Raw genomic sequence first — 23063 nt, forward strand, 5'->3', positions numbered from 1 at the left:
CCTCCACTCGTGTTTCCGTGGTGGAAATGCGCAATACCCCATTTTTCTGTCAGTCGATGGTAGTTCCGACATCAATGAAACCGTCACCGCACCCGCCCACACCTCCCCAACCGACTCCCTCACTCGCTGTCGCTCGTTCAGTCGTCCCTCGCGCGGGCGCACCTTCTGGTGCGCCTTCGCGCGCCACTGGGATTGGGGAAATTCACGAAACCGTTTAAACCAGCGCACGCGCAAGGCCGCCAATCGTCCCCGCGGCGAGCGGAATCGCCACCAACAGTACGGTAATCTGGCCCATTCCGAGGGCGGGGGTGAGCGACCCATAAAACGCCAGCAGGGAGAGGAAAACGAGAAGCGAAAGAACGCCGAAACCTAATCCGGCCAGAACACCGCGTTTCCAGTTTTTCGTCGGGAAGCTGACCAGCATCCCGCCGACCAGCAGGCCGAGCCAGTGAACCCACGCGAGGGCGAGTCCGATGACGACACCGGCACCGACCGCAAGCAAACGGTGGGTCGGATTCGCTCGAAGTTCGGCGAGTGGACTTTCATCGAATCGACTCATTGCTCGCCTCCGTCGAACGTAACCGCCACGTCGCCGCGGATTTCGAGCGGCATGGGTTTGTACTCCGTGTCCGCCCACGCTTTCAGTTGGTCGCGGTAGTGATCGGAGAAATAATCTCCCGAGTTACCGCCCGGAATGATGGCCTCCGAATCGCTCCCCGTCGGGCATATCATGCGCCAACTACTGCCGACTGCCGACTCGACGCGATAGTTGTTCACCGTGTGAGCCGACCCGTCTGTCGGCAGCTCGGGATAATTTAGGAACGACTGGTCGAACGGGTGGGTGATGGTTCGGGTCGTGTTGTAGTCGCCGAACGTTTCGTACCCTTCCTCGTCAATCGTCTCCACGGCAGTTCGCAGGGCGCGAACCATCGTGCCCTGCTTTCCGCCGTCGCCGAACCAGCGGCCTGTCGCCGAACCTTCGAGGTTCGCAAGCGCCCAATCTCGCGGGTAGTAGCTTTCGTCCAATCCCGCTTGTTCGAACTCGTCGCCGAACGTCTCGTCGTGAAACGCGTCGAACCAGTGGACGAACAGCAGGGCACCCCGAGAGTCGCGTTCCATCCTGAAATTCCAGTCTGCCAGCATTTCGACTGGCGACTGAAGGTCATTCTCCCCGCTTGCGGATTCGACCAGTTCCGGCACGAGATTTCGGGCGCGGATGTCGAACGTGTCGTCCTGAATCCGTTTCATTGTCGCCACGTCGATGTCGCTGGATTCGGCCGCCTCGTCCAGCATCTCGTAGATTCGTTCTCCGCGATACGGACTGGAGTAGCCCTCCGAAAGGTACGGGTCGTCTGTCACTCGCTGGTTCGCGGTCGCCAGCACGTCGGGGTTGACGACGTGCGGTTTCTCTTCGAACGGGACGAATCCCTCCCACGACGAGACGCCAAAGGGAGTGAATCCTTCCCATTCGCCTTCTCCGGCAGAACCGTCGAAGATTCGATTTCCGCGAACTTGCTCCCCATCTACCATCCGCCGCGGAATTCGCCCCGTGACGTAGTAGAGCGTGTTGCCGGATTCGTCCGCGTACACGAGATTCTGCGTCGGCAGGTCGAACTGCCGAGTCGCAGAAAGAACGTCCTCCATCCCCTCGCTCTTTGCGTACTGATGAATCGCCAGCGTCGTCTCGGTCGCCGTGTGGCCAGTCCACGCGACGCCGACGCGGTGGCCTTCGCGCTCCAGCATCGGCCCGTGAACCGTCTTCCGGGTGGTTATGGTTCTGTTCTCGCCGTCCGCGACCTCGATTTCTCGCTGTTCCGTCTCGAATTGCCGCCACTCATTTCGGTAGCGATAACGATTTCCGTCCGTCTCGTACCGATAGAAGTCGATAACGTCCGCCCCGGTGTTCGTGAAGCCCCACGCTCCGGCGTGATTTTCCCCGATGACGACGAACGGGACACCCGGGAAGGTGACGCCGCGTGTCCGCGTTTCGCCGACTTCGAGATTCATCTCGTACCAGACCGGCGGGGCCATCAGACTGAGGTGCGGGTCGTTCGCCACGATTGGCTGGCCGCTTTTCGTGTGGTTCCCGGAGACGACCCAGCTGTTCGACCCGATTCCGTGGTCGCGTTCGAACTCGCCCAACCAGTCAAGTAGAGGCGTTCCGACCGAATCCACCGCCGATGTTCCGTCGCTTCCGCTCACCGATTTCCTCTCGCTTTCCGTCGCTGATTTCTCGGCGGTTAGTTCGCCTGGCGAACCAACCGCGTTCGTGGACTCCTCACTGGCATCCCCGTCGTTTCGGATGATGGGCGAATCGTGGTCGAGGCGTGCCGGATACAGTTGATTTGCGGCCTCCTTTCCGAGCACCTCGGCGACCTTCGCCCGGCGCAGTGTTAGAAAACTTCCCGTCAGATTCCACGAAATCTGTTTTTCCATCAACATCGTGTCCGCGGGCGTCCACGAGTCGGGTTCGTACTCCAACAGGGAAAATTCGAGCGGGAGCGGTTCGTTCTCGATGTAGCTGTTAACGCCGTCGGAAAACGCCCGAACGAGGTCGCCGGTTTCGGTGTCGGCAACGTGGTTCCACGTCGCTGCCGCCGCGCCCGCGAAATCCATCCGGATGTGGAACTCGTCGCTCGAAACCGTCGATTCGCCGACCACGGCGGACACTTCCCCGCGCATCAGTCGGCGCTGAAGGTCGAGTTGAAACAGTCTGTCCCTCGCCTGTGCGTAGCCAACCGCGAAGTAAAGTGCCTCCTCGCGTTCGGCGGTGATATTCGGAACCCCGTCCTCATCGTATCGAAGTTCCGCCGAACCGTAGGAACTTTCCACCCGGGAGTTGGTGCGGTCGGTCGCACCCTCCCACGCCGTCCCGCTGAGTGGGGCAAACTGCTGGAGATAGCTCCGAACCGGTGAGAGCGTGCCTCCGGCGACGCTCCCGCCGATAATCGCCGCGACGAGCGCCCGCCGCGTGATGTCTGTGTCCATATCACAACGTGTGGCGTGGACGATATAAATATCGTCATCCTGAAATGAGCGGGTAGTCGATTACCGGTCACTTCCACGGATTCGTCACGAGGTCGGTTTGCACGTCGCTTCCGACTTCGATTTCGCAATCCGACTTCGCTCGCGCAATGCAGAGCAGAACGTATCCGTCTTCTTTCGAGTCGTTTTTCAATCCTCTCGGTGGCCGCAGATGCTCGATTTTCCCCGTAAGCAGTCGCCCGGTACAGGTCGCACACGCACCGGTTCGACAGCCGAACGGGAGGCCGACATCGGCCCGTTCTGCCGCGTCGAGAATCGACTCGTCGCTCTCGGCGCGGACGATTTCGGTTCGTCCGGTTCGCCCGTTTCGCCCTCGCCACCGGAGTTCGATTCGGTGTCGGTCGCTCACTGTCGCTCGTTCACTGCCATACGTCGCTCGTGCAGTCGCCGTCCGGCCATCGAATCTCGTGCGCTCGGGCCGGGCCATTCGGCATCTCGCCGAAGTCCACGAGGAAATCCTCGTCCAGCGTCATCGTTCCCTTCCGTGGATTTACGTCGGCTTTCAGCATCACGGAACCGCGTTCTGCCTCCTCGGGGTAGAACTGGTTGTCCCACGTCGAGAACAACGAGGTCGTCCAGTAGAGTCGCTCGCCGTCGATGGACAACTGGAGCATCTGCGGCCCGGCGATAACCTCTCGGTCGTCTTCTCCAGTCGGATGTCGCGGGCCGAACAGGCCGCCAGCCCACAGTTGGTCTGCCAACCGCGGATTTTTCGGATCGCTCACGTCGTACATTCGGACGTCGCCGTGGAGCCAGTTCGAGAAGAACAGATATCGGTCGTCCATCGAGACGAGGAGGTCGGTGATGAGGCCCGGAACGGGCATATCCCAATCCTCGTGTTCGCGCGGTTCCACGTTGATTACCTTCTCCGCGAACCACTCTTTTTCGCGCTCGTAGAAGTGGAACATGTTCGAAGAAAGCGCCGCACCGACGTAGCCGTGGGCGGCCTCGGGACTGTGGAGGAATCTGACTTCCAGCGGAATCAGGCCCTCTTCTCCCAAGTCGATGGTTTGCTCGACGGTTCGGTTCGTCCAGTCCCAAATGTTGATTTCGTGGCCGTAGTTGCCTTTCTCCACGTCCTCCAAATCGAAGCCGGGATAGTACGTCTTCGGCGCGGCCCATTCGCTCGAAACCATCACGTTGTGCCGCGGTTGGTACCAGAAATCGTAGTTCATGCCGATTTCGCCCGGTGGGTCCCACCGGCCTTCGATTTCGAAATCGTCGTTCAGTTCGAGAAAGCCCCCCGGCAAATCGCCGTCCTTGTCCCCGAGCATCGAGACGAGAATCTCGCCGTCGGGAATGCAGTGAACCGTATGCGGTGCCGACAGGTCGTACTCGTACACTTCCTCGGGTTCGATGACGTCCACGATTTCTGGACTCTCCCGGTTTTTCGTGTCCACGATGTGCAGTCGGGACGACCGCTGGCCCGGAACGACGAGGTGTCGCCGTTCCAATCCTTCGACGTGACAGGACGACGAACAGGCGTTCCAGCCGAAGTGGTGCAGTTCGTCGCCCTTGTTCGGCATTTCCACCGTGTCGATGACCTCGCAGTAGGTGGTAGAATCCGGGTCAACGTCCACGACCGACAGAAAATCCGGCGCGTCAACGTCCGTCCCGACGTACAGCGACGGAACGTAGGAGATTTTCTCGCGGTCGGCTTGCTCGATTGCGGCCTGCGGCGTGGCATAGCCCGGCCCTTCTACGTCGTGGTGATGTTCGTGATGCTCGTGCGCCCCGCTTTCGGGTGATTCGATATCGCTCATTTTTCCCCTTTCCCCCAAAAATGGGCTACGGTAGCAATGGGCGTGGTGTGGCGGGTTGCGGCAAATGTTGCCTGAAAATGCCCGAAAGCGACCTCTCTTCCGTCTTGTAGTCTACAGAAATGAAACGGAATCGAAGTCAGTCGTGGCTTACTCGTACAGCCACTCGGCGTCGATTTTCTCGTAATCGACCAGTTCTGCTTCGTCGAAGAAGAGGTCGATTTCCCGCTCGTTTGCGCCCTCGTCCTCGTGGTCGGAGCCGTGGATGACGTTCCGGCCGAGGTCGAGTCCGAAGTCGCCGCGGATGGTGCCCGGGGCGGATTCGGCGGGGTCGGTTTCGCCCATCATTCGGCGAACCTGTTGCGTTGCATCTTGTCCTTCCCAAACCATTGCGAAGACTGGGCCGGACGTGATGAAGTCAACGAGGCCGTCGAAGAACGGCTTGCCCTCGTGTTCTCCGTAGTGGTCGTGGGCGAGTTCTTCGCTGATCTGCATGAACTTGCCGCCGACCATCTTCAGACCGCGGTCTTCGAATCGGGAGACGATTTCCCCGATGAGGCCGCGCTGAACGCCGTCCGGCTTGACCATCACGAAGGTTCGCTCGCTCATTCGCTACCACTCTGTGCTTGGCCGTCCGCCGTCCATTCGAGGTCGCGGGGTTCACGACCGAGGTCGGCGTTCTTCTCGCATTTGCTGGAGCAGTAGTGAATAGTCGTTCCGTCCGTGCGGACGAACATCGTTCCCGTACCGGGTTCGATGTCGTCGCCGCAGTAGTCACACTCTCGTGTTTGTGGCATTATTGTCCTCCGATGGAGTCTGCCTCGCGTGCGGTTTCACGCAACTGGAGCACGTCGCCCTCGCGAACGGGGCCGAGACAGTTGCGCGTGATGATACGCCCTTGGTTTTCTCCCTCGCGGATGCGGCATTTGACCTGCATGGCCTCGCCGTGCATCCCCGTCTTACCGACGATTTCGATGACCTCGGCGGAGGTGGAGTCCTCCTGTCCGGTCTCTTCAGCACTCATCGTGAGTCACCTCACCGAAGTTCCTCGACCTTCGAGGCGATGTCATCAACGTCGTCGCTGGCTTCGCCAGCGTCAACGATGGCGGCGGCGGCACTGCCGACTTCGAGTCCGGCCGCGTGACCGACATCGTCCTGCGTCTCGACGAAGACGAAAGAGATACCCTTCTCGTCGGCGAGTTCCGGCAGGTGCATGACGATTTCTTCCGGCTGAACGTCTTCTGCGACGTAGATGAGGTCGGCGTTGCCGCGCTCGACTGCCTTGGTCGTTTCGTTGGTTCCTTTCTTTACGGTTCCCGTGTCCCGTGCGACCTCGAGCGCGTCGAGCGCTCGGTCTTGAAGGTCGGCTGGGACGTCATAGTTGACATATACTGGCATGGTTGTTCACCTATCCTACGTGCTGGCTCAGGCTCCCCTGCCGTTCGAAGTCCTGTGCGGCTAGGAGCATCATCAACCCCACGCAGGTTGTACTCTTGAGTTGATGATGCCCCCATAAAAACGCTTTCAAATGAATGACGGGGTGCCACGCTTGCACATGCGGTCGTGACCGGCGGTTTCGACCGATTTCCGTCAATCGTCCGAATTGCTCGTCCATTCGTCACGGAGAAGGCCGTAGAAAAATACGTCCCGATACTCGCCCCGCGAAAAGAGGTGGTCACGGAGTCGGCCTTCCCGCGTGAAACCCAGTCGTTCGACGAACGCCTGCGAACCGTCGTTGAAATCCCCGACTTTTGCGACGACTCGATGCAGACCTCTTGTGACCGAGAACGATACTGACTGCTGACAAAAACGCTTCACTTTGGCTATCTGAGGTTGGGTTACAAAATCAGGTTCGAAACCTCTCCGACAAATCCGAATGAGCGTTTTGTGGATTCGGAACGTACTACTATCGAATATGAGTGGGGGAAACGTCGGGGAGGAACCGGAGCATCAGCACCATCCGGCACCGGAGGATTGGCCGCGAGGGTTCGGCGAAGCGTCGTGGTGGCCGTTCGTGTCGGCGCTCGGCGTGGCAGGAATATACGTCGGTGCGGGACTGTACGTGCTTAGTCACGGCGGAAACGACTACGTTTCACCGCTGTCCAGTGCGACGGTTTTCGTCGCTAGCACGGTGGTCTTCCTCGTCGGCTTGTACGGTTGGCTGTATCACGGATTCGTTGACCACTACTGGAGTACCGAGGGAAGCGGCGCGACGAAACTTCGCTGGGCGATGGTGTTGTTTCTCATTACCGAAGTGGCGACGTTCGGCGCTGGGTTCGTCTACTACTTTTTCATTCGCGCGGGAGCGTGGCCGCCGACTGGCCAGACGATTCCACCGTTGATTAACTCGCTCGTCCTCGTCAACACGCTCCTCCTCGTCACGAGCAGTGTCACGCTCCACTTCTCGCACGTCGCGCTTCATCGCGGGAAGCGGCGGCAGTTCGTCGGTTTGCTCGCCTTGACAGTTCTGCTGTCGGTCGTCTTCCTCGGCGGGCAAATTTTCGAATATTACGAGTTCATCACGCACGAGGGATTCACGCTCACGTCCGGCGTGTTCGGAAGCGCCTTTTTCGGCCTGACTGGACTTCACGGACTCCACGTTACACTCGGAATCGTCCTCATGACGATTTTGCTCGGGCGCGCCCTCATCGGGCAGTACAGTCCCGAGCGGGACACCTCCGTCAGCACGGTTTCGATGTACTGGCACTTCGTGGACGCGGTCTGGATATTCCTCGTGGTGTCCATCTACGCGGGGGCATCGCTTTCCGGTTAAATTGTCATAATTTTGCAACCACCACAAAGCATTTAGTGTATGCTATGCACTGTGTATTTGGCGAGGTCCCCGCAACACTATGCGAGCGGGTTGGCGCCATCACCTAACCCCACCTCGCCGCTGCTCCTGACCTTCCAGTGTTCGACCGAAGAGAAACATCCTTGCGGTGGTCGGACCAATTCCGTTTATGGACGTATCGTTGGCAACTGCCTTGCAAAACGAGGCCCGCCAGTCGAACGAGCGACGGATGGTCGTCTTCTCAGGCGACCGAGATGCTGGATACGAGGCCGTCCGAGACGCACTCGCCACCGCCACAATCGCATCCAAAGAGACGGTACAGGTCGCCCCCCAGTGCGAACTCGACTGCGAGCAAGTTACCCAACGTCGCGCCGGAAGCCTGCTCGGAACCACTCACGAGGCGGTCGTTTTCGACGCGCACGACGAACTCCGCCCGAACGCCTTGGGCCGAGTTATCGGCGCAGTAGACGGCGGTGGCCTGTTTTTCCTGCTCGCACCGCCACTCGATTCGTGGTCGAACCGCCGCGACGAGTTCGACGAGTCGCTGGCGGTGGAACCATTCGACGTCGAAGACGTTTCCGGAAATTTTCGCGCACGCCTCGTCGCTACGCTCCGCGCGCACCCCGGCATCGCAATCGTGAACGTGGATGTCGGAACCGTCGAAAAAGACGGATTGACGAACTCCGCGCCGAGACTCCTTCCCTCCACGCTCGCCTCCCGAGCGCGTTCGGGAGGCGAGACTGATTCTTTCGAGGGTCAATTCCCCGCTGTCGCCTACGACGCCTGCCTCACCGACGACCAGCGCTCCGTCGTGAATGCGCTCGAATCGCTCCGCGAACCGACCCGCGCAGTCGTCGTGGAAGCAGACCGCGGACGGGGAAAATCGAGCGCCGGCGGCATCGCAGTCGGCTGTCTCGCCAGCGAAGGAAACGACGTTCTCGTGACGGCCCGGAACTACCGGAGTGCCCGCGAGGTGTTCGTCCGCGCCGAAGCCATCCTCGATGCGATGGGAGAACTGGCCGACACGAACCACGACCCACCGACGCGAATCGAATCGAAATCCGGTGGCTCGATTCGTTTCGAAAAGCCGACGACTGCTGTCGAGCCGGATGGGGATGGCACTGGCGAAATGGACGCCGACGTGGTGCTGGTGGACGAAGCCGCCTCGCTCTCCGTCGGTCTGCTGGAGGAATTCCTCGATTTTTCACGCCTCGCGTTCACGACGACAGTTCACGGTTACGAAGGTGCAGGCCGCGGTTTTTCGGTGCGATTCCGCGACCGACTCGAAGCAAGCGACCACGAGGTGACCGAGGTGAGCGTGGTCGAACCGATTCGCTACGCCCCCGGAGACCCAATCGAGGTGTGGGCGTTTCGCGCGCTCGCGCTCGACGCCCGGCCCGCAGTCGAACCGCTGGTGGATGACGCGACTCCCGAAGGAGCAACCTACCGGAAACTCACTCCCGGGGATTTGCTCGCGGACGAACACCTGCTTCGGGAGACGTTCGGCTTACTCGTCCTCGCACACTACCGAACCGAACCGGCCGACCTCGCTCGACTGCTCGACGCGCCGAACGTCGTCGTTCGGGCGCTCTGCTGGAACGGCCACGTCGTCAGTGTCGCCTTGCTCGCCCGCGAGGGGAACCTCCCTGAAGCACTGCGCGAGCGAATGTACGACGGGGAACGCGTGAACGGAAACATGCTTCCAGACGTGTTGACGACCCAACTCCGCGATATTTCGGCCGCAGTTCCAGAAGGACTGCGCGTCATGCGAATCGCAACCCACCACGCGGTTCGCTCTTCGGGGTTGGGGTCGCGTCTGCTTCGAGAGATTCGCCAAGAGTTTTCGGAAGTCGATTGGCTCGGAACCGGATTCGGCGCGACGCCCGAACTGCTCCGATTCTGGCGCGAAAACGGCTACAGCACGATTCAGCTTTCGACCACCCGAAACGACGCCAGCGGCGAGTATTCCGTTCTCATGCTCTCCCCGGTGAGCGACAAAGGTGAGGAGTTGTACGACCGCCACGCACGCCGGTTTTCGGCGCGAATCGCGTCGGTGCTTTCCGACGCACTGTCCGACATGGAACCGGACGTGGTGCGCGAAGCGTTACGAGCGACAAGCGCCACCGTCCCGCTTTCACTTTCCGATTCGGAATGGCGCCACGTTTCGGCCAGTGCGTTCGGGCCGGGACAGTTCGACCACGACCCCGGCCCATTCCGGCAAATCGCCGTGAAGCATTTCATCGACCCCGAGGACATCGAATCGGGTGTTCTGTCCCTCCGGCAAGAGCGTCTGTTGGTACGAAAAGTGCTACAGACACGGGAGTGGGTCGAAGTCGCCGATGAACTCGGTTTTCATTCGACGGGGGAGGCCATGCGAACCCTCGGAAAAACGTTCAGACCGCTCGTGCGACAGTACGGGAACGAATCCGCGAAAGAAGAAATGTGGCGATACGTCGATTAATCGCGTCGTTTGTCTCGGTCTACCGCGCTTTCACTCTTGGTGAGCACGTACCGGCTCATCGTTTTGTGCGCCCGTCGAAGCCGTTTCGAGAGCGCCTGCGGTGTAATATCGAGTTGCTCCGCCAGTTCGCTTAGATTCGCCTTTCTCGGTACGTCGAAATAGCCCGCGTCGAGGGCGACCGTCAGTGCGATTCGCTGTTTCGGCGTGAGCATGAACTGTCCATCCACCGTCGGCGCTTCTGGCGCGTACAGGCGTTTCAGTTCGACGGATACGTCGCGGTCGTTGAGATTCTCCTGTAGCTTCGAGATGCTCTTTTGGTCGCCGAACCGAATTTGGAAATCCCAACCCTGTCTGGCACCGGTTCCGGTGATGATTATCGGGTCAACTTTCAGAATCTCTTCTATCGTGAACTGCGTCTCCCGACACCAGCGAATGTGATAGAGCGACCCGCCGTCGAGTTCACTGAGTTTGGTGACTGCCGTCGTCGTCGGGTCATCTTGTAGCGTCGCCTCGACATCGTTCCCGGTTTGCCCGACAGTCCAGATGTATGGCATCGTTCGATTGTCCGGGTGCACCACCATTCGTTCGAGTTCGACGACCAATCCGGGAACCGATTCGAACGTCTCTGCGAGCGCAAGTTCGTCCGCGGGAATCGTCACTTCGGCGATGACCGTCATTGTGTGATAGTCCCTCCACCCCGTGTCGGCAACCTGGGGAGCATTCAGTTTTCGTCGGGTTCCACAAGAACCCGACCAGTGCTACAGACATGTATCTTACACTCGCAGTACATAAATCCAATACGGCCCCGATTCCGCGAGGTGCCATCGTAGCTATCCGAAAATAAGTCATTCAGGGCATCGACATCGACGCTCTCGTGGAGTGGCGGCACCTCGGTCATCGACAGTCCGGTCGCGTTTCCAACCGCGGTGATGACGCCGTCGGTGACGCTTTCTTCGTCGTCCATTCGGTATACGTACTCGGCGCGTTCCATCGTCTCACTCGTGTCCATGAGCAACGAAGTTGCCCAACGTCCCTGAAGAAGGGGGTTATTCTCGAAACCAGTTTAAACCACGTCCGACCGTGATGGGGATTAGCCTCGAAACCGTATTTCGAACATGGAATGCACAGAGGACGACTGCGAGAACGAGGCTGCGGTTCGACTCCACATCCCGTGGGCCGCCAACTGCGAGGTGTGTACCGCCCATGCCCGAGTGCTGGTGCAAAAAGACGGTGTGGTTGCCGAACCATTGGACGATGTCGAGTGGTGATAGCGAGGAGTGGAAATTGTCGCGTCTTACTCAAATTTTCAGCCCACCGGAAAACGACAAACGGACGAGAAGCTAGCTACCACCGACTCTAAACGAAGCCCTCGCTCCTTGCAGTCGCTCGCCCTTCATCCACCAGGCCCGCCCTGCCCTTCCCCGCCGACTGCGAAACTCGCCGTACTGGCTCGTTTCGCGGTGGTGGCCGCGTGGACGGTGAAAAATCAAGAAGCCGTAAAAACAGAAATTCGATTTCGCTCAGTCGTGGGTGTAGTAGGTCACGATTTCGTCGCCGCCCTGACTATCGACTCGCACGAATCCAACGCGCTCGAACTGGACGATATCGTCAATCTCGGTGTCTGCGAAGTCCGGTTCGGCGCGACCCGCAACGTCGCCGTCCATGGTTCGCATGCGAACTGAAACGTTCTCCTCGGCGGGCACCCAGTGAATCACGTCCACGCCTTCATCACGAACTGCGCTGATGTCGTCGCCCGTGTACTGGAGCGCATCGCGGGTGTGCTGGAAGCAACCGAGTCCTTTCAGCCAGATTCGGTCGCCGTGATCGGGAATGTCGCCCGACTCGATGAGCACGGCTTCGCCCGCCGGAATCGTTCGCGTGCCTCTGTCCTCGTGGTCGGGGTGAACCGCGGGTTCCGCGACTTCGGGATGCTCGCCGATGAGCGGATATTCGACGCCGTCGCGGACGAAGAAGAATCGTGGCGCGTCGTCGTCCACCAACTCGCGGTTGTTGGCGTAGATGGTGCTCATGGCCAAATCGACGTTGCTCGTGGAGGTGCCGAGTCCCACCATCGCTTCCGTGATGGCTTCGCCCCGGATTCCCCGTCGGCGGACGCTCTGGAGCGTGGGTGCACGTGGGTCGTCCCAGCCGTCGAGTTCGCCCTTTTCGATGAGTTCGCCGATTGTCGAGGTGGACATCTTGATGTCGTATTCGTCAACCTGCACGTGGCCCCAGTGGATGACCTCGGGGTACTCCCAGTCGAAGTAGTCGTAGACGAACCGCTGGCGCTTCGCGGAGTCCTGTAGGTCGATGCCGCGAATGATGTGCGTGATGCCCTTCAGCTGGTCGTCGATGCCGGACTGGAAGTCGAGCATGGGCCAGCACCGATACTCCTCGGCTTCCTCGCGTGGGTGTGGCGTGTCTATCATCCGGAACGCTACCCAGTCGCGCAGGGCCGGGTTTTTGTGTTCGATGTCCGTCTTCACGCGAAGCACCATCTCGCCGGAACTGTACTCCCCGGCAATCATGTCCTCGAACTCGGCCATCGTCGTCTCCACGTCCTTGTCGCGGTGCGGACACGGTTTGGCGTCGTTTTTCAGGTTCGAAAATTCCTCGCCTGAACAGGAGCAGGTGTACGCGCCGCCTTTCTCGATGAGGTCGCGGGCGTGGTCGTAGTAGATTTCGAGACGGTCGGAGGCCGTCATCACCTCGTCCGGTTCGAAGCCGAGATAGTCGATGTCCTCCAAAATGTCGTCGTAGGCGTCCATGTCCGGTCGCTTCGTCTCCGGGTCGGTGTCGTCGAACCGAACGAGGAACCAACCGTCGTACAGGTCTTTGTACGTCCCGATAACGGCAGGCATTCGTCCGTGCCCCATGTGCCACGGGCCGTTCGGATTCGGCGCACAGCGCATTCGAATCTGGTCGTACTCCTCCGCGTTCGGGAGGTCGGGAAGCACTCGGTCGTCTTCCTCACCCTCGGCATCCAACTCTTCGACCAGTTCGGGGTCGATTTTCGCGAGTCGCTCTCGCTTTCCCTCGGTGTCCAACTGGTTCACCTGCCCGATGACTTTCCCGGCGACGCCCGGAATTTCATTTCCGTGCTCGCGGAACTCCGGATTTTCGCCCATCAGCGGCCCCATGATTGCACCGACATCCGCGTCGCTTTCGTGTTTCAGCGCGTTGAACAGCGCGTGTTTTTCCACTTCAGTTTCGATTTGGGCACGCAAATCGTCGTTCATTGCCCGATGGTTTGTGGGTCTGAATGAAAAATCTCGCTCTTTCGTACTCGGACGTGCGAAAAAACAGGTCGCCCTCCTCGAATCGGCGTCGGGGAACGAACAAAAATGATTTCGTCCGGTGAAATGCTCGGTTGTGCTCTGGGACTCAGTGCCCGCGCTCGATGAGATAGTCCGCGATTTCTTCGAGCAGGTAGCGCGATTCGTTGTCCGGCAGGACATCGAGCCGACCCTTACCACGTCGGACGAGTTCCTGCGCTTTCTCACGCGCGTAGTCGATACTTCCGGCGTCTTCGAGTCGTGCGACCGCGGCGTCGATTTCTGGCTCGGTCACGTCGCCGACATCGTCGGTTTCGACCAGCGAATCCACGTCGATACCCTGTTTGCGAGCGTGAAGCGTGATGATGGTCTGTTTGTTCTCGACGAGGTCGCTCCCACGCTGTTTGCCGAGTTTCTCGCTCGGAACCGTCAGGTCGAGCACGTCGTCTTGAATCTGGAACGCGCGACCGACGTCGATACCGTACTGGTAGAGTTCTTCGACGACCTCGTCGTCGGCACCCAGCAGAACGGCGGGAACTTTCGCCGCCGCCCCGTAGAGGACGGCGGTTTTGTTCTCTATCATCTCCAGATACTCTTCGGGGAGCACGTCCGGGCGCTCCTCGAATGCTACGTCGAGGGCCTGTCCCTCACAGATTTTCGTACAGGTTGATGCGAGTACGTCCAACGCACGGACACAGCGCTCCGGCGACGCCCCCGTGTCCAGCATGATTTCGAATGCCTTCGAGTACAGCGTGTCACCGGCCAGAATCGCCGTTTCAACGTCGTAGGCTTCGTGAACCGCCGGAACACCGCGGCGCAGGTCGTCGTCGTCCATGATGTCGTCGTGGATGAGCGTAAAGGATTGAATGACCTCGATGCTCACCGCAGCGGCCATCACGTCCAATTCGGTTCCGTCGAGCGCGGGGAACTTCCGGTACGCTTCCGACATGGGTTCGACGTCGGCCAGCGAATCCGCGACTAACAACAGCACGGTCGGGCGAAGCCGTTTCCCGCCCGCGTCGAGCAGATACCGAGATGCCTCGTAGAGGCGCTCCGGCTTGACGATTGGGAGGTCTTCCTCGATGGCCTCGTTGACCAACTCGCGGCGCTGTTCGACCGTCTGCATGACGAGTTCTTCGCGTGATTCCGTACTCGCGTCAGTCATATCAATCGACAAGCTGGATGAGATTGCCGTTTCGCGTAGCGTGGAGGTCTCTGCCGAGGCGGTAGCCTTGGCTCTCACAGAGATCCACATACGGCGCGTAGCCCTTCATGTTCTGGTGGGCCGGAATGACGTGTTGCGGTTGCAGCGCATCCAACATCTCGTAGTGGCCTTCTTCGCGGAGGTGGCCGGAAACGTGGACGTCGTCGAAAATCCGTGCGCCCTGCATCTTCAGGAGTCGCTCGGACTGGTAGCGCTGCCCCTCGTTCGTCGGCTCCGGAATGACGCGGGCGGAGAAGACGACTTTGTCGCCGTCTTGCAGTTGGTACGGCGTCTCGCCACGACCCATTCGGGTCAGCATCGCGCGTGGCTCTCCCTGGTGCCCGGTGACGATTGGGAGGTAGTTCTCCTTTCCTTCCTTCATGATGCGTTTGAACGTTCGGTCAACCGATTTTCGGTGGCCGAACATCCCCATGTCCTCTGGGAAGTCAACGAAGTTCAGGCGTTCTGCGGTGCCGGAATATTTCTCCATCGAACGACCGAGCAGAACCGGCGTTCGACCGATGTCGTCGGCGAACTCCACGAGACTCTTGACACGGGCAATGTGGCTGGAGAACGTCGTCGCCACGATACCGCCGTCGTAGTCCTGAATGCTGTACAGGACGTCTTTCAGGTGACGGCGAGCGACCGATTCGCTCGGCGTGCGACCCTTGCGACCCGCGTTCGTACAGTCCTCGATGTAGGCGAGGACGCCGGGGCCTTCGCGGCCGATTTCGCGGAAGCGCTTCATGTCGATGGGGTCGCCGAGAACCGGCGAGTGGTCCATTCGTTTGTCGAGTCCGTAGACGATGGCACCCTCGGGGGTGTGAACCACGGGGTTGATTGCGTCGATGATGGAGTGAGTGACGTTGACGAACTCCAGTTCGACTTCATCGCTCAACTGCATCGTCTCGCCCGCTTCCATCTTCATGAGGTCGTTTTCGACCCCGAACTTCTCCTCGCCCTGAATCTGCTGTTTCACCAGTTCGATGGTGAACGGCGAGGCGACGATTGGTGCGTTGTATCGGTGGGCCAACTTGCTGATGGCACCGATGTGGTCTAAGTGACCGTGCGTTGGGACGATAGCCTTCACGTCGCCTTCGAGGTCGGACATGACCCGGTCGTCCGGAATCGCGCCCATGTCGATTAAGTCGAGGCTGTGTAGTTTTTCCGTCTCAACGTTGTCGTGAAGGAGCACCTTCGACAGGTTCAGTCCCATGTCGAAGATGACGACGTCGTCTCCCGCGCGCACGGCAGTCATCTGCCGTCCAACTTCTTCGTAGCCGCCAATGGTTGCAATTTCGATTTCCATAGTTGGTTTTCCTCAAGCATTGAAACGCCACGCGACGTGGCGGTTGCGTTGCTCACTGAAATCCTCGCGGGGCCGCGAGCGTCAGACCCCGGCGTCTTGCAGCACGTCGGTCTGGCACTCGCGCGCGGCAAAGCCGCTCGCCCGCGAGTTGCCCAGTCTGAGCGCACCTACGCGCCCCGGTAATAAAAACTGCCGGGATTGTGTTCGTCGGGGGGTAGTAACGGGTCGGTTAGAATTTAGTTTCAGCGCTTTCAGAATCTATTAATTTGGTATTCCTCGTCAACAGACGTCTCCGTTTGTTGTTTTCTATTTCTTGTCCAGCTATCGACTTTTCGCCCGTGTGAAATTTTAGCACATAAAATGGCGTTTCAGGAATTTTGTCGCGATACTATTTTCTGTGAATCCGTCGTGACTAGCAAATCACGACTCCGATGAAACCGCCACCGCACCTCGTCTTCTCCAACCTCCTCACTCCTCCGTCGCTCGTCCATCGGAAGACGTTCCTGCTCGTTTGCGACTTCCGAGCCTTCCGTCGCACGGAAAGAGACACGCTCTTTCCTGCTTTCGTTCGCTCCTCTGTCACTCACGAAACTCCACTCGAAAGACCTCGCGCGGGCGAACCGGGAACCGGTTCGCCTTCCCGATCCATGTCGTTTGTTTGGATTTTACGAATTTACACAAACCTCGTGGCGCGTGCGCCGGGAGGCCTGCGGGACACCCGCAGGCCTCCTGATTACCGCGCGAGGGGCGACTGAAATGAGCGTCAGCGAGTAAAGGAGTCGGTTGGGGAGGCGTGTGGGCGGATGCGGTGCAGGGCGGTTATGTGTTGTCGTGATTTGCGAACAGCATAAAAAACAACTGAAAGTCCCTAGCGACTTACTCACACCATAGTTCAACTACGAGAATAAGACGGAAACGAGAGAGTCACTCGGGAACCGACTCTACCCCCCTAGTCGTCAGCACTCACTGGGGCGCTCCCGACCTCGATTTTACCCGAATCGAGGTCGGCCTCTATCTCACGCGCGGCCGTGACCATGTTCTCCATCTTACCGTACGCCACCTCACGGGGGAGCAGTTTCAGGCCACAGTCCGGACTCACGGTCAACTGCTCGGGCGGGACGATTTCTAAACCTTTCTCGATGTTCGCCTTGATTTCCTCGACAGTCTCGACTTCAGCGGTGTGGGCGTCGGTCACGCCGAGCGCGAGATTCGCGGTGAACTCGGGATCGCGGAACACGTCCAGTTGGTCGTAGTCGCCGTTTGCCAGTTCGAGGTCGAACTCGTCCACCGGGAAGTCCAAAATTTCGGGGTAGATGCGCGAGTAGTCGCCGTAACAGACGTGCAGACCGAGGTAGACATCATCTGGGACGCCATCGGCGATTCGCTCCAAACATTCGCCGACGATGGCGTGGTCGTCCGGCGTCGTCGCCAATGCGGGTTCGTCGATTTGGATGTAGCGCGCGCCAGCATCGACCAGTTTCTCGATTTCCTCGTTGACCAAATCCGCGAGGTCGTAGGCCAGCGATGCTTCGTCCTCGTAGGCTTCGTTGAAGCTCCAACTCGCAAGCGTGTAGGGGCCGGTAATCGGCACTTTGACAGGGCGCTCCGCGACCTCCTTCGTAAATTCGTACTCGTCCACGAGCCACGATTCGTCGTATTCGACCTCGTTCACGACGCTCGGTTTGTCGAAACAGTTGTGGCCCCACACCTTCACCGGCCCGTTGAACTCGTAGCCGTCGATGCGGTGGGCGAAGAACTCGACCATCTCGTTTCTGCGCATCTCGCCATCGACCACCACGTCCAAGCCCGCGCGCTCGTGTTCGTCGGTAATGAGTCGGCAGGCGTCGTCTTTCGCCTCGTTCCACGCTGTTTCGTCGAAGTCGGCTTCCGGGTCGTTGTACAGGTCGCGCGCCCTGTCCACCCACTTCGGTTTCGGGTAGCTTCCGACGACGGTCGTCAGGATGAAGTGGTCGTTGTCGTGGTCGTCTGGGCGGAACTGGTTTCGTGCGTTCCGAGATTCATCCGAAACCTCGCTACTCATGCTTTCACCTCCTCCAACTGCGCGGCTTCGGCGAGCGCAGCGAGTTTCTTCTCGAACTTGCTGTACGGCAGATAGAACGTCTCGGTGTTCGTCGTCAGATAGACGGTGTCGAACTCGTTGACGGGCGTGTTCTCCTCGAACCAATCGACGCGCTCGGCGACGGTTTCGGGCGATTCGACCAGCGTGTTCTGACCGTCCACGAGGCCGAGCGAGACGGAATCTTTCGTCCCGTACTCGTTCACGTTGGACAGACAGCCATCGTGGTCGCTGACGAGGTCGTAGCCCACGGCGTCCACGTCGGCGTCGAGCAGGTGCGCGTGAACTTTCTCGGAAAGCGACCCGAAGTAGGGTTGGACGACGACTGCGGCGTCGGTTGCATCGGCCACGACATCGATGGCTTCGCTGGCGCGCGCATCTTCGCCGTCTTCCGGCGGGTTCTCCACCAGTGACGGTTCGAGGAGGAACAGCGTTTCAACGTCGGGAAACGCATCGACTTCGCCAGCAAGAAAGTCGGCGACAGCGGCGAGGAACTCCTCGTCGTCGTCGTAATATTCGTCGGCCGCCAAATCCGCGAGCGAGTACGGGCCGGGAAGAACTGCCTGCACGTCACCTGCGAGTTCCGCGGTCGCTTCCAGTTCGGCGGCTACGTCGCCGTCGAAGGTGAGTTCGTCCACGACGACGGGGTCGCGGTAGAAGTTGTTGTTGTCGTAGTAGCGCACGATACCGCCGGTTTCGACGGAGTCGTGAACCGTGAGCGGATGGGCGAGCATGTCGTCCCAGCGGAGCTGTCCCTCCACGATTCGGTCGAGTCCAGCGTCCTGCTGTACCGTGACGATCTCCTCGCGGGCCTCGTCGTACACGGCGGTCAGTTCCGGGCCTTCGTCGCCGGTAATCAGGTCGTCTTTCTGGTGGCCCTTCAGGTCGGAACAGTCGTCTTTCGCCCAATCGGGAAGCGGAAACACACCCGGTGTGGTTGCGATGCGCTCGGTCATGTACCCGACCCTATGATATGCCGGTGTTTAATATTTTCCGTTCTAAAAAATGCACATGGGTAATTCCAGTTCAGCGAATCAGCGAACGAGTTTCAGTATCGACAGCGTCTCGAAGGGGAACGATTCGTCGCGGAGCGCCACCGCGCTGAATCCGTTCTCGCTCGCGCGGGAGACGACTTCCTCGACGCCCGATAAACTGCTCACCAAGAGGTACACCCGCCCGTCGGGCGCGAGGACGCGCCCGACAGCATCCAGAAATGGGTCGATGACTTCCCTGCCGGATTCGCCGCCGGAAAGCGCGCGTTCCATCCAGTCGTCGCGCTCCTCGTCCGGGTCGGTCGGCAGATACGGCGGATTGAACAGCACGGCGTCAAACCCTCCGTCTCGAAACGGCGAAACGAGGTCGGCGCGAACCGCTTCGACCCCGCGCTCTCGCGCGTTCGCACATGCGTGAGGATTTACGTCCGACCCGAGGACGCGAGCATTCGTCTCGTTCTTGACAAACTCTGAGACGTATCCCGACCCGGTCCCGACTTCCAGCACGAGGTCGGATTCATCGATATCTCCCGCCGCAACCTCCGCGAGCAGATGGGAATCTTCTGCCGGTTGATACACGTTCGTTTCCATACCGCGTCGTTCCGCGAGGTCAGTCATTTGTCGTCTCCTCCGTTGGTTTTGTCGCCACTCGTTGCATCATCCTTGTACTCGTCACCGAACCGTCGCCCGGTTTCTTCCCCACCGTCCGCTGTCGGGCCAAGTTCGCGCTCTTGCTTGCTCGCAACCTGAAAGCCACCCGTCTCCTGCCTGCCCGAGAGTTCGCGCTGTGGATACGGGATTTTGACCCCTTCGCTGTCGAATGCGTCTTTGACCGCGCTAATAACCCTCGTTCGCGCGCGCCATTTACGGCGCGCACTCGGTTTGTCTATCCAGAACCGCAGTCCGAGGACGATTGCCGAGTCGCCGAACTGCTTCGTGACGACCTGCGGCGACGGAACCGTCAGCGCATCGTCCACCTCGCCCATTGCGTCTTCGGCGAGTTCCGCGGCCCGGTCTACGTCCGCTTCGTAATCGACACCGACGTCCACTTCCAATCGGAGTCGGCCTTTCCGACTGCGATTCGTGATGGTGCTTCCGCCGACCACTTCGTTCGGAATCATCACGAACTCGCCGTCGAACGTCTGGATTCGCGTGTTGACGATGGAGATGTCCGTCACGATTCCTTCCCGCTCCTCGATTTCTACCCAGTCGCCGATTTCGAACGGGCGGGAAAACATCAGCATGAATCCTGCCAACAGCGACCCGAGCGTTTGGCGGGCCGCCATGCCCACCACGATGCCGAGGAATCCGGCACCGACCAGCAGGCCGGTGAGGTCAACATTCCAAAAGCCGAGGACGGCCGCAAATGCGACGACATACACCGACACCTGCGCGACACGAACCATCACTTGCGTCTGGTGCTGTGAAAACGTGTCGCGCTGGTCTGTCATGCGCTCGATTGCCTGCTTCGTGATTCCGGCGGCGACATAGGCAACGGCGAGTGTTATGACGGTTAACGTAACCTTGACGCCGGTCCAATTATTTATCAAATCCGTCAGCCATTCCTCCCAATCCGCGGGGAAGATGAGCGCCGTGTTGACCACTTCCCAAAGGAACAGCATCGTCACTCCAGCAAGTATGAGAAATACGGTAACTGAACCAATGACGATGACGTTCGCTAATGCATCCGGCATCTGCTCTTGCAATCGCGGATATCCTCGCCACGCAAGAACGAGTACCGCGACTACGGAAAGCGCAACAAAGACGGTTATCAGTATCCGTATGTCGATGATTGCCAGGTCACCTATCTGCCGATACAGATTCTGCGCCATCAACCACCACCTCGACCGTACTCGTCTGCGACCCGTGTCATCGCCGCGAACTGCGCAGGTGTGACGTTCCCGGCGCGCTTCCGAAGAATGTCTTCGGGCAACACGTCCGTGTCGGGGTTTTCCAGTGCATCCACGACTGCATCACCGTCGTCCAATCCGGAGATATGCACCGTGTTGCGAATCGCATTCCGAATGGTCTTTCGGCGTTGGGTGAAGACGGCTTTCACGAAGTCGAGGAAGAACTCCTCGTCATCGACTTCGTAATCGGGATTTCGCGGCGTGGTGCGCACGATGGCACTCGACACCTCCGGCGCGGGCGAAAACGCCTCACGCGGGACGATTTCCACGACTTCAACGTCAGCGTAATGCTGTGCGGTTACCGAAAGACGGCCATAATCGTCGGTACCGGCCTCGCCTGCCATTCGCTCCGCGAACTCCTGTTGGAACATGAGGAGCATCGGTTTCCCCAGCGGAAGCAATCGGAACGTGATTTCGCTGGAGATACCATACGGAAGGTTAGCGACACAGGCCGTAAAATCCGGCAGTTCGACGTTCAAGGCATCGCCTTCCACGACTGTCAGTCGTCCATCTTCGCAGTCGTCCGCGAACTCCCGACGGAGGAAATCAGCGAATTTCCGGTCGCGTTCGACGACCGTCACGCGGTCTGCGACCGCCAGCAAGCGGTCGGTCAGCACGCCCGGCCCGCCACCGATTTCGAGGACGTGCGAGAAATCCATCTCCGTTCCGTACTCCGGTATTCGGTCAACGACTCGGTCGTCAACGAGGAAATGTTGGTCACGGTTCGGGTCGGCCCGGACGCCTGCCCGTCGAATCAAGGCGTCGGGGTTCCTCGTGCCGTGTCCTTCGTGTGGCGAACGTCCCATTATCTCTGGCCTACCGGTGCGAGTGGCGTAAACCCACCGAGTTGCCGTGAGAACCGGCCGCCATTCTTACTATAGTAACCACCAAATCGTTGAAACGAACGGAGAGGACGCCGGGATTAGTCCCGTCGCGCGAACGTCCGATATTTCAGGTCGTCCTCCCGAATTTCTTCGAGGATTCGCTCGACAAGCACGCCCTCCGGGTCGTGAAGGCCCGAAACTCGGTCTTCGAGGTCGTCGAAGCTTTCAAACGGGTTTCGTTTTCGCGCTTCCAACACGTTGTTCCGCAGTTTCTTCCCGATCCCCGGAAGCAGGTTCAACTGGTGGAGTCTGAGGGTAATCGGTTGCGCGTCGTTGTAGAAATCCACGAATCGCTCTTCATCGCGCTCGATGATGTCCACCACGGCGTGTTCGAGTTCCGACTGGGAAGCCGAGGTGAGGTCGTCGTACTCGATTTCGCGCAGTTTTTGAATGTGTTCACGGGCTTCCAGCGGTTCGACGGGGATGCTGTCGCCGATGCCGACGCTCTCTTCTTTTTCGAGCGTGAGTTCGAGGAGGCGAAAGTCCGATTCGGTCAGCGCGTATGCGACTGGCTCTTTCTGGTACTGGGGCCTGTCGTCTTCCGCCCGTCCGTGGGGGAGAAAGTCGAGCACCACAGCCATTGCTTCGCGGCCACTCTCGGATTCACTCATTACAGTACAGTACGGCGACGAGTAACTTAAAGAATCGGTGAAGTCACTCGTACTTCGCAACGACGTTCAGAATCTCGTCCAACTCGTCGCCCGAAAGCGCGAACCGCTGTTGTGCGTAAATCGCTCGCAGTTCGTCGCGGTCTTTCGGCAGGAGGTCGGCGATTTTGAACGCCGTCGGTTCGTCCACCTTTTCGAGTTCGAGCAGTTCGTCCACGAGTTCGTGGGACTCTTCGGCGTCCAACGCCGCAAAGCGGTTGACGTGCTCGATGGCCCGCGAGAGATTGTACGGCATCTCTCGGGTTTCGTCCAGCGCTCGGTCTTGCTCGATTTCGGCGAGCAGTTCCTTGGCTTCCGCCGTGGTGAGATAATCCTCGTGGAGCTTTTCCTTGAAAATCGTCATACGTTATTCCTGTGCGCGGAGGTGTGCTGGCATCGTGATGAGCGTCTTTTCTTTCTTGCCATCGACGATGCTGACTTTGTAGGCTTTGCCCTGTTTGCCAGTGACTTCGCCCGTGCGACCGTTGAATCGTGCGTGGAAACGGCCTTTACGCACGCTCGGGTCGATTTTGAGGTGGACTTTCTGTCCTTCCTCGTAGGACTGCACTGCGCGCTGTGGCGGCGAGGTGCCGCGTTTTCGGGGGTCGTTCGAGAGCTTGTTACGGGTACTGTGGTTGGGTCCGTGCGAACTCGGCATAGTCGTATGACGCTCTTGTTCGGTGACCGTTATAAAACGTCCGTTCCACG

General features: G+C 59.4%; 26 protein-coding genes. 5 read left to right on the top strand and 21 right to left on the bottom strand.

Annotated features, from left to right (window positions below):
• Positions 1 to 214: 214 nt before the first annotated feature.
• From HL45_RS09480 to rpl7ae, 8 genes are all read right to left on the bottom strand, one after another.
• On the bottom strand, positions 215 to 559 hold the full coding sequence (locus HL45_RS09480) for a hypothetical protein (protein ID WP_049970861.1): 345 nt from the start codon (positions 557 to 559) through the stop codon (positions 215 to 217).
• Complete coding sequence (locus tag HL45_RS09485) at positions 556 to 2988, bottom strand: penicillin acylase family protein (protein WP_049970862.1); 2433 nt, start codon at positions 2986 to 2988, stop codon at positions 556 to 558. Before HL45_RS09485 ends, HL45_RS09480 begins: the two co-directional genes overlap by 4 nt.
• Positions 2989 to 3055: 67 nt before the next feature.
• On the bottom strand, positions 3056 to 3394 hold the full coding sequence (locus HL45_RS09490) for a 2Fe-2S iron-sulfur cluster-binding protein (RefSeq protein ID WP_049971984.1): 339 nt from the start codon (positions 3392 to 3394) through the stop codon (positions 3056 to 3058).
• A 10-nt stretch (positions 3395 to 3404) separates the two neighbouring features.
• Positions 3405 to 4808, bottom strand: coding sequence for a selenium-binding protein SBP56-related protein (locus HL45_RS09495; protein WP_049970863.1), 1404 nt, complete (start codon positions 4806 to 4808; stop codon positions 3405 to 3407).
• Between the two features lie 147 nt (positions 4809 to 4955).
• Positions 4956 to 5414 carry a nucleoside-diphosphate kinase gene (ndk, locus tag HL45_RS09500; protein WP_049970864.1) on the bottom strand — a complete coding sequence of 153 codons (459 nt, stop codon included), beginning with the start codon at positions 5412 to 5414 and terminating at the stop codon, positions 4956 to 4958.
• On the bottom strand, positions 5411 to 5602 hold the full coding sequence (locus HL45_RS09505) for a 50S ribosomal protein L24e (protein WP_049970865.1): 192 nt from the start codon (positions 5600 to 5602) through the stop codon (positions 5411 to 5413). The genes ndk and HL45_RS09505 overlap by 4 nt, the downstream gene beginning before the upstream one ends.
• On the bottom strand, positions 5602 to 5829 hold the full coding sequence (locus HL45_RS09510; RefSeq protein WP_049970866.1) for a 30S ribosomal protein S28e: 228 nt from the start codon (positions 5827 to 5829) through the stop codon (positions 5602 to 5604). Before HL45_RS09510 ends, HL45_RS09505 begins: the two co-directional genes overlap by 1 nt.
• Positions 5830 to 5840: 11 nt before the next feature.
• The gene (rpl7ae, locus tag HL45_RS09515) at positions 5841 to 6203 is read right to left on the bottom strand and encodes a 50S ribosomal protein L7Ae (protein ID WP_049970867.1); all 363 of its coding nucleotides are present in this window, start codon (positions 6201 to 6203) and stop codon (positions 5841 to 5843) included.
• Positions 6204 to 6368: 165 nt separating this feature from the next.
• On the opposite strand from rpl7ae, the gene HL45_RS09520 reads away from it, so the two are divergent.
• The 3 genes from HL45_RS09520 (at position 6369) to tmcA (ending at position 10057) form a co-directional block, all read left to right on the top strand.
• Entirely contained in the window at positions 6369 to 6602 is a 234-nt protein-coding gene (locus HL45_RS09520) for a hypothetical protein (RefSeq protein ID WP_049970868.1), read from the top strand.
• A gap of 118 nt (positions 6603 to 6720) precedes the next feature.
• Positions 6721 to 7578: a cytochrome c oxidase subunit 3 gene (locus tag HL45_RS09525; protein WP_049970869.1), complete on the top strand. Its 858-nt coding sequence runs from the start codon at positions 6721 to 6723 to the stop codon at positions 7576 to 7578.
• Between the two features lie 187 nt (positions 7579 to 7765).
• Positions 7766 to 10057 (top strand): tRNA(Met) cytidine acetyltransferase TmcA, encoded by a 2292-nt coding sequence (gene tmcA, locus HL45_RS09530; protein WP_049970870.1) that lies wholly within the window; start codon positions 7766 to 7768, stop codon positions 10055 to 10057.
• On the opposite strand, the gene HL45_RS09535 is transcribed toward tmcA, so the two are convergent.
• Positions 10054 to 10734, bottom strand: a complete 681-nt coding sequence (locus HL45_RS09535) for a helix-turn-helix domain-containing protein (RefSeq protein ID WP_049970871.1) — start codon at positions 10732 to 10734, stop codon at positions 10054 to 10056. The genes tmcA and HL45_RS09535 overlap by 4 nt on opposite strands.
• 44 nt (positions 10735 to 10778) lie before the next feature.
• Positions 10779 to 11066, bottom strand: coding sequence for a HalOD1 output domain-containing protein (locus HL45_RS09540; protein ID WP_049970872.1), 288 nt, complete (start codon positions 11064 to 11066; stop codon positions 10779 to 10781).
• Positions 11067 to 11172: 106 nt separating this feature from the next.
• Between HL45_RS09540 and HL45_RS21215 the strand changes: the two genes are divergently transcribed.
• Positions 11173 to 11325 (top strand): hypothetical protein, encoded by a 153-nt coding sequence (locus HL45_RS21215; RefSeq protein ID WP_162833868.1) that lies wholly within the window; start codon positions 11173 to 11175, stop codon positions 11323 to 11325.
• Positions 11326 to 11577: 252 nt separating this feature from the next.
• On the opposite strand, the gene HL45_RS09545 is transcribed toward HL45_RS21215, so the two are convergent.
• From HL45_RS09545 to HL45_RS09555, 3 genes are all read right to left on the bottom strand, one after another.
• Positions 11578 to 13296, bottom strand: a complete 1719-nt coding sequence (locus tag HL45_RS09545) for a glutamate--tRNA ligase (RefSeq protein ID WP_049970873.1) — start codon at positions 13294 to 13296, stop codon at positions 11578 to 11580.
• A gap of 145 nt (positions 13297 to 13441) precedes the next feature.
• Positions 13442 to 14497, bottom strand: coding sequence for a geranylfarnesyl diphosphate synthase (idsA3, locus tag HL45_RS09550; protein ID WP_049970874.1), 1056 nt, complete (start codon positions 14495 to 14497; stop codon positions 13442 to 13444).
• 1 nt (position 14498) lies between these two features.
• Positions 14499 to 15845 carry a ribonuclease J gene (locus tag HL45_RS09555; protein ID WP_049970875.1) on the bottom strand — a complete coding sequence of 449 codons (1347 nt, stop codon included), beginning with the start codon at positions 15843 to 15845 and terminating at the stop codon, positions 14499 to 14501.
• A 36-nt stretch (positions 15846 to 15881) separates the two neighbouring features.
• Here HL45_RS09555 and HL45_RS20820 point away from each other — a divergent pair, with 36 nt between their 5' ends.
• Positions 15882 to 16028: a hypothetical protein gene (locus HL45_RS20820; protein ID WP_158413684.1), complete on the top strand. Its 147-nt coding sequence runs from the start codon at positions 15882 to 15884 to the stop codon at positions 16026 to 16028.
• Positions 16029 to 16794: 766 nt separating this feature from the next.
• On the opposite strand, the gene HL45_RS09560 is transcribed toward HL45_RS20820, so the two are convergent.
• From HL45_RS09560 to HL45_RS09595, 8 genes are all read right to left on the bottom strand, one after another.
• The gene (locus HL45_RS09560; RefSeq protein ID WP_049970876.1) at positions 16795 to 17886 is read right to left on the bottom strand and encodes a methionine synthase; all 1092 of its coding nucleotides are present in this window, start codon (positions 17884 to 17886) and stop codon (positions 16795 to 16797) included.
• The gene (locus HL45_RS09565) at positions 17883 to 18878 is read right to left on the bottom strand and encodes a 5-methyltetrahydropteroyltriglutamate--homocysteine methyltransferase (RefSeq protein WP_049970877.1); all 996 of its coding nucleotides are present in this window, start codon (positions 18876 to 18878) and stop codon (positions 17883 to 17885) included. The genes HL45_RS09560 and HL45_RS09565 overlap by 4 nt, the downstream gene beginning before the upstream one ends.
• 78 nt (positions 18879 to 18956) lie before the next feature.
• Entirely contained in the window at positions 18957 to 19532 is a 576-nt protein-coding gene (locus HL45_RS09570) for a HemK2/MTQ2 family protein methyltransferase (RefSeq protein ID WP_049970878.1), read from the bottom strand.
• On the bottom strand, positions 19529 to 20746 hold the full coding sequence (locus HL45_RS09575) for a mechanosensitive ion channel family protein (RefSeq protein ID WP_084156852.1): 1218 nt from the start codon (positions 20744 to 20746) through the stop codon (positions 19529 to 19531). Before HL45_RS09575 ends, HL45_RS09570 begins: the two co-directional genes overlap by 4 nt.
• Positions 20746 to 21630 carry a 16S ribosomal RNA methyltransferase A gene (locus HL45_RS09580; RefSeq protein WP_049970879.1) on the bottom strand — a complete coding sequence of 295 codons (885 nt, stop codon included), beginning with the start codon at positions 21628 to 21630 and terminating at the stop codon, positions 20746 to 20748. The genes HL45_RS09575 and HL45_RS09580 overlap by 1 nt, the downstream gene beginning before the upstream one ends.
• 116 nt (positions 21631 to 21746) lie before the next feature.
• On the bottom strand, positions 21747 to 22319 hold the full coding sequence (locus tag HL45_RS09585; protein ID WP_049970880.1) for a DUF655 domain-containing protein: 573 nt from the start codon (positions 22317 to 22319) through the stop codon (positions 21747 to 21749).
• 43 nt (positions 22320 to 22362) lie between these two features.
• Positions 22363 to 22719: an RNA polymerase Rpb4 family protein gene (locus tag HL45_RS09590; RefSeq protein WP_049970881.1), complete on the bottom strand. Its 357-nt coding sequence runs from the start codon at positions 22717 to 22719 to the stop codon at positions 22363 to 22365.
• 3 nt (positions 22720 to 22722) lie between these two features.
• The gene (locus tag HL45_RS09595) at positions 22723 to 23013 is read right to left on the bottom strand and encodes a 50S ribosomal protein L21e (RefSeq protein ID WP_049970882.1); all 291 of its coding nucleotides are present in this window, start codon (positions 23011 to 23013) and stop codon (positions 22723 to 22725) included.
• Between the last annotated feature and the right edge of the window lie 50 nt (positions 23014 to 23063).

It is taken from the genome of Haladaptatus cibarius D43 (genome assembly GCF_000710615.1).
Lineage (GTDB): Archaea > Halobacteriota > Halobacteria > Halobacteriales > Haladaptataceae > Haladaptatus > Haladaptatus cibarius.